This is a genomic window from Pseudomonas brassicacearum subsp. neoaurantiaca, from assembly GCF_013608025.1.
Taxonomy (GTDB): Bacteria; Pseudomonadota; Gammaproteobacteria; order Pseudomonadales; family Pseudomonadaceae; genus Aquipseudomonas.
The window spans coordinates 52,874-59,278 of sequence record NZ_VDLV01000045.1 but is presented as its reverse complement, the minus strand read 5'-3'; the positions used below and the strand labels follow the sequence as shown (position 1 = coordinate 59,278).

Sequence of the window (6,405 nt, the reverse complement as noted above, 5' to 3'; positions counted from 1 at the left end):
GATTCCCAGGGCAAAACTTCGTCGCGCGCCTTCCAGGTCGAAAGCCAATTCGCTGGCCATGATATTCACCGAGGCGAGGGTTTCGCTGAGGTTGGCTAGCAAGCATTCCATGTCGGCGCCTTCCGTCACGGTGAATAGCGGGCCCGGTGGTGGAATGGGTTTTTCCGGCTTGGGGTCGAGGTAAAAGGCGAGGGCGCGGTTCGCGGCTTCGTTGAGTTTTTTGGCTTCGTCGTCGTCGGGGGGATTGGGGGTGATTTTGAACATTGTGCAGCTCCTGGTTATTGACAAGGCACTGCCAGACATCACTTGCAGATGATGGGTGGCAGCTATGCGCGGGTCTGCAAGACCGGGAAACCAGGAACCCGGCAGACCCGAAGGTCTCCCGCACACAGCCGCCATTGAGCGACACGGATCTGTCGATTGGCTTGGGCTATGCGCCTGGTATTTCGTCGGGCTTGCAGACCCGATCACTGATGGGCAGTGACGGGAAACAAGTTATCGACAGGGAGCCAAGCGCACAAGCCGGCGGATTCTGGCGTAGTTGTAGGCAATGACGCAAGGTGACGTAGCCTTACTCGGGTGTCCTACATGGCCCGATAAACAGAGCCAAAGTCGAACACCGTTTAGGAAGATGGAATGATCTGTGGCGAGGGGATTTATCCCCGCTGGGCTGCGAAGCGGCCCCAAAACCAGCACCCTCGAAACATCTGACACGCTGAGGTGCGGCTAATGGGGCTGCTACGCAGCCCAGCGGGGATAAATCCCCTCGCCACGAATGTCACTACGCTTGAAAGTTGTTTGAGGCCTACATCACCCGCCAACCCCCACCCAACGCCTTGTACAACGCCACGCTCGCCTGCACCCGCGCCAGTCGCAATTGCACGTTCATGTCCTGCGCCGCGTACAACGTACGTTGGGTTTCGAGCACGGTGAGCAGGTCTTCGGCGCCGGCCTGGTAGCGGCGCTGGGCGATGTCGAAGGCGCTCTTTGCCTGGTTCAGTTCTTCGCGCTGCCATTGGCGCTGCTGGTCCAGGCCGCGGATGCTGTTCAGGGCTTTTTCGACGTCGGCGAAGCCGTTGATGATGGCGGCGCGGTAGGCCTCCAGCAGTTCTTCCTGGCGCGCGGTGGCCCTGTCTCGCTCAGCTTTCAGGCGACCGTTATTGAAGATTGGCGCGGCCAGCCCGGCGCTGAGGTTGTAGACGTTGTTGCGCAGCAATTGGTCGGCAATGTCGGCGCCGGTGGCCAGGCTCAGGCCCAGGGTGGCCGAGGGCAGCATGGCCGCGCGGGCCACCGTGATGTCGGCCTGGGCGGCGGCGAGGCGCGCTTCGGCGGCAGCGATGTCGGGGCGGCGCAGCAGCAGATCGCTGGGCACCCCGGCGTCGATGGCGGGCCAGCGCAGTGCGTCGAAGGATTCATCTTCGAGCTTGAGCGATTGCACCGGTTGCCCCAACAGGGCCGCGAGGGTGATCGATGCCTCGCGGGCCTGTTGCTGCACTTGCGGTAACCGTCGTTCCTGGGCCGCTACCAGGCTCTTTTGTTGGGACAGTTCCAGTGCCGTGGCGCTGCCGGCGTCGTAGCGGGTTTGCACCAGGTCGAGCACATTGCGGGCGTTGGCCAGGTTCAGTTCGGCGATGCGCTGTTGTTCGCGCAGGGACAAGGCTTGGCTGTAGCTATTGGCGACGCCGCTGAGCAGGGTCAGTTCCACCGTCGCCCGATCAAATTGGGTCGCCGACAACGTGCTCAGCGCGCTGTCCCGGGCCGCCCGTTTACCGCCCCAGAAATCCAGCTCGTAACTGGCACTGAGGTGGGCATCGTAGTAGTCGATGGTACGGTTGTTACGATCCACATCCAACTGGCTGTAGCCCTTGCCGCGCAGCAGTTCCTGGCGATTGCCGTTGAGCCCGGCGCTGATTTCCGGCAGCAGCGGCGCGCCGGCGATCACCGCGCTGGCTTGGGCCTGGCGAACCCGGGCCATGGCGGCCGCGAGGTCGAAGCTACCCAGGCGCGCCTGTTCGATCAGCTGATCGAGTTGCGGGCTGCCGAAGTGCGTCCACCATTGTTGGTTATCCGCTCGGGCGCCGGGTGTATCGAGGCTCTGCCAAGCGTCGGGCGGCTGGATGCCGCTGTCCGGCGCCGACAAAGGCGTGCCGCACGCCGCCAGCAGCAGGCAGGCGGCCAAGAGGGTCAGATGCGCTTTCATAGGGTGAGGTTCATTCACTGGTGAGGGCCGCGACCGGGTCGAGGCGAGCCGCCTTGCGGGCCGGCATGAAACCGAAGACGACGCCGGTGACCAGCGCGCAACCGAAGGCGCCGAACACTGCCAGCCATTCGAACGCCACGGCGATTTTGCCCAGCAGCAACGCACCGCCCACCAGCAGCGCCAGGCCGATACCGGCAAGCCCGCCGACCACCGAGAGCATCACCGCTTCGGTGAGGAACTGGCGCAGAATGTCGCGCTGGCGGGCGCCAGTGGCCATGCGGATGCCGATCTCCCGGGTCCGTTCACGCACGGTCATGAGCATGATGTTCATCACGCCGATGCCGCCCACCAGCAGCGAAATCGCCGCAATGGCACCGAGCATCAACGACAGCGTGCCTTGGGTGCGAGCTTCGGCCTGGATCATCGCGGCGTTGTTGGTCAGCTCGAAATCCTGCTTGCCCTTGTGCAGTCGCAACAAGGTCCGGGATACGGCCTGCTCGGCCTCATTGACCTTGCCCGCGTCGCGAGCGGCGATCACCACGTACTCGGGATGTCGGGTGCCGAACAGCCGCACGCTGGCGGCGGAGTAGGGCACGGCGATGCGGTTGTCGGCGTCCGAATCCCCGGAGCTGGCGCCTTTTTCCGCCAGTACGCCGACGACCTGGAATGGCACGTTTTCGATCAGGATGTAGCGGCCGATGGGATCGGCAACGTCTTTGAGCAGCTTCTGCCGGACCTTGGAGCCGATCACTGCCACCGCCGCCGCGCTACGTTCATCGGCGTCGCTGAAATACGTGCCCTGGGCCACCGGCCAATTGAAAATGGTCGGGAAATTCGTGTCATTGCCGCCCACGTAGCTGGTGTGGTCGAGGTTGCCGAAACGCACGCTGGCGTTCTTGCCGTTGACCGGCATGATGCGCTCCACTTCGGGCAGCGCGGCGAGGGCGGCAATGTCCTGTTCGCTGATGATGCCCTTGGTCGCGCGCGGGTTGGGAGCGGTGCCGTTGAGATAAATGATATTCGAGCCAAAGGCGCCCATCTGCGCCATGACCTGGCGCTTGCTGCCTTCGCCCACTGCCAGCATCACCACCACCGAGGCCACGCCGATGACGATGCCAAGCAGGGTCAGGGCGGTGCGAAAGCGATTGATCCACATCACCCGCCAGGCCGCTTGCACCGCGTCCACCAGTTCGCCTTTCCAGGCGCCATTGTGTTCGCTGCCGACGCTCAGGCGCTGGCGCAGGTCTACGGCTTGCAACGCCCTGGCATTGGCCTGTGGTGCTGCGGTGGCGCTGTCGCTGATGATCGATCCGTCGCGGATCTCGATGATGCGCTTGGCCCGGGCCGCGACTTCGCGGTCGTGGGTGATAAGGATCACTACGTGGCCCTGGCTCGCCAATTCGTCGAGCAAGGCCATGACCTCAATGCCGCTCTGGCTGTCGAGGGCGCCGGTGGGCTCGTCGGCGAGGATGATGTGGCCGCCGTTCATCAAGGCCCGGGCAATCGATACCCGTTGTTGCTGCCCGCCGGAGAGTTGATGGGGACGGTTGCCGGTGCGGCTCGCCAGGCCGAGGCGTTCGAGCAGGGCGCTGGCCCGGGCGTGGCGCTCGGCGGCCGACGTGCCGGCATAGATGGCCGGCATCTCGACATTTTCCTGAGCCGTGCCGGACGGGATGAGGTGATAGCCCTGGAACACGAAGCCGAACGCTTCACGGCGCAGCCAGGCCAATTCGTCGCTGCCCAATTGAGCGACATCTTCGCCGGCAAAGCGGTATTCGCCGCTGGTGGGACGGTCGAGGCAGCCGAGGATGTTCATCAAGGTGGATTTGCCGGAGCCGGACGCCCCGACAATCGCCAGGAATTCGCCGGCATGAATCGCCAGGTCGATGCCCCGCAGGACTTCTACCCGAGGGCTGTCACCGCCGCCGTAAGCCTTGCGAATGTCCCGCAGTTCGATCAGGGGCGTGTTCATTCAGCCCCCGCTGCCGCTGGCCGAGTCGATCAGCACACGGTCGCCTTCGTTCAGACCGTCGAGGATCTGCGTGCGCAAGCGGTCGCTGATGCCGGTGCGAACGGTACGCGGCTGGACATCGCCGTTGTCGGCGAGCACCCGCACTTGATCGGTGTCCTGCAAGGCCGCGATGGGCACGGTCAGCACATCCTTGGCCTGGGCGGCGACAAAAAACACTTGGGCGGTCATGTCGGTCATCAAGGAGCGGTCGGTATTGTCCACATCGAGCAAGACGGTATAGAGCACCACCCGCTCGCTCCCGCTGCGGCCGCCGGTGGGGCTGCCGCCCTGGTTGGCCTCCAGCGGACGCGGCGGCACCGGGAGGATTTGCCGGACGGTGCTGCTCCACCGCCGGCCGCCACCGGCGAGGGTGGTGAAATAGGCGGTCATGCCCGGCTTGACGTGGCCGATGTCGGCTTCCGAGACTTCGGCCCAGACGGTCATCGGCGACAACCGGGCGATACGCAGGATCAAAGGCGTCTGCTGCTGGGCGTTGAGGGTCTGGCCTTCCCGGGCACCGACGGCCACCACCGTGCCGTTCATCGGCGCATAGATGCGGGTGTAGCCCAGCTCGGCCTCGTCGCTGCGCAGGTTGGCCTGGGCCTGGCGGATCTGCGCCTGGAACATGTCGATGCGCGCCTGGGTCGCGCGCACCTCGGCCTGGGCAGTCTGCACGTCTTCTTCGCGGGTGGCGCCGCCGGCCTTGAGTTGCTGCTGGCGGCGGAATTTCTGTTGCGCGAGGTCGTGCTGGGCGCGCTGTTCCTGAAGCTGGGCCTTGAGGTTCTCGATGGAAAACCGCCCGGCGTCGAGCCTGGCTTTTTGCGTGGAGGGGTCGATTTCAACCAATAGCTGGCCCTCCGTGACCTCGTCGCCGGCCTCGACGTGAATCTTCTGGATCTGCCCGGACGCCTGGGCGCCGACATCCACGTAGCGGCGCGGCTGCAAGGTTCCCAGGGCGGTGACGCTGTTTTCGATATCGCCACGGGTGACGGGGGCGGTGGCGACAGGCTCATGGCCCGGCCCGACCGCCTGCCACGCGGCGAAGGCCACGGCCGGCAGCAGAGCGAAGGTCAGGAGCCAGGCGGGGCGGGTGAGGCGGGGACGTTTCATGCAGGGTTCCGGCCGGTGGTGTCGGGCCCGTCGCGCAGAGGATCGGGACGGGAGGCTGTTCTGGTAGACGAGTGTTCGGGGCGGGAATTTAGCGGGGTGAAATACTTGGTAGCAGTTGGCGGAGGGGCAGCGCAATAACTAGGTCAAGTGATGTTGTGGTGAAGGTTTATCTGTGGCGAGGGGATTTATCCCCGTTGGGCTGCGCAGCAGCCCCAAAACCAGCTCACTCAAAACCTCTGACACACCGAAGTGCTCGCCATTGGGGCTGCTTCGCAGCCCAGCGGGGATAAATCCCCTCGCCACAGATGTAGTGCTTGGCGCTGCTGTAACGAACGAATCCGCACTGACACAAACCAAAGCTTTAAATCTATATGAGAATTACTATAAATTACGCGATTGAATCTGCCACCATCGTGCCATGCGCTTTTCGGCATGCCGAGGGGCCTAGGGAAAGCTGTCGCAGGCATTGCGCACGGGAGCCATGTTGGAAAACTACTATCGCGAGCTGGTGTGTTTCCTGAACGCCAGGCTAGGCAACCGCCAGGCGGCCGAAGATGTGGTGCATGACGCTTATGTGCGAGTACTGGAGCGCGCCAGCGACACGCCCATCGAGCAGCCGCGCGCATTCTTGTATCGCACGGCGCTGAACCTGGTGATCGATGGGCATCGGCGCAACACGCTGCGCCAATCCGAATCCCTCGACGTGCTCGAGACTGAAGAACGCTTCTTCACCCCGTCGCCCCATACCAGCCTCGATCACGGCCAACGCCTGGACATGCTGCAACGCGCCCTGGCCGAGCTGCCACCGCTGTGCCGCGAAAGCTTCCTGCTGCGCAAGCTCGAAGGCCTGTCCCACCCGCAGATTGCCGAGCGCCTGGGCATTTCCCGCGCGCTGGTGGAAAAACACATCGTCAACGCCATGAAGCATTGCCGCGTTCGCGTACGACAGTGGGACGCGACCTGATTCGCCTGGTGTGAACCCTGCGGCGGTAAATTTTCTTACATCCTCCTCGTTCCTCTCAACAGACGATCTGGCGGCCCGATGCGCGCCGAACAGGTCACCCGGCTTTTGTGCCCTGTTGAG

The 6,405-nt window shown here is 64.0% G+C and carries 5 protein-coding genes; 1 reads left to right on the top strand and 4 read right to left on the bottom strand.

What is annotated here, in order from left to right; genetic code table 11:
• The 4 genes from FHK92_RS22085 to FHK92_RS22070 form a co-directional block, all read right to left on the bottom strand.
• Positions 1–264: DUF6124 family protein (locus FHK92_RS22085; protein WP_181289990.1), on the bottom strand; the 264-nt coding region annotated here is incomplete at its 3' end.
• 541 nt (positions 265–805) lie between these two features.
• Entirely contained in the window at positions 806–2,200 is a 1,395-nt protein-coding gene (locus tag FHK92_RS22080) for an efflux transporter outer membrane subunit (RefSeq protein ID WP_181289985.1), read from the bottom strand.
• A 10-nt stretch (positions 2,201–2,210) separates the two neighbouring features.
• Entirely contained in the window at positions 2,211–4,172 is a 1,962-nt protein-coding gene (locus tag FHK92_RS22075; protein WP_181289984.1) for a MacB family efflux pump subunit, read from the bottom strand.
• Entirely contained in the window at positions 4,173–5,321 is a 1,149-nt protein-coding gene (locus FHK92_RS22070; RefSeq protein WP_181289983.1) for an efflux RND transporter periplasmic adaptor subunit, read from the bottom strand.
• Positions 5,322–5,802: 481 nt separating this feature from the next.
• Here FHK92_RS22070 and FHK92_RS22065 point away from each other — a divergent pair, with 481 nt between their 5' ends.
• A complete protein-coding gene (locus FHK92_RS22065; RefSeq protein ID WP_181289982.1) occupies positions 5,803–6,285 on the top strand; it encodes a sigma-70 family RNA polymerase sigma factor in 483 nt (160 codons plus the stop codon).
• The last annotated feature ends 120 nt before the right edge of the window (positions 6,286–6,405 follow it).

Bases quoted from the DNA above. Each gene is read 5' to 3' on its own strand.
- FHK92_RS22080 (WP_181289985.1), bottom strand. From the start codon at position 2,200: ATGAAAGCGCATCTGACCCTCTTGGCCGCCTGCCTGCTGCTGGCGGCG.
- FHK92_RS22075 (WP_181289984.1), bottom strand. From the start codon at position 4,172: ATGAACACGCCCCTGATCGAACTGCGGGACATTCGCAAGGCTTACGGC.
- FHK92_RS22070 (WP_181289983.1), bottom strand. From the start codon at position 5,321: ATGAAACGTCCCCGCCTCACCCGCCCCGCCTGGCTCCTGACCTTCGCT.
- FHK92_RS22065 (WP_181289982.1), top strand. From the start codon at position 5,803: ATGTTGGAAAACTACTATCGCGAGCTGGTGTGTTTCCTGAACGCCAGG.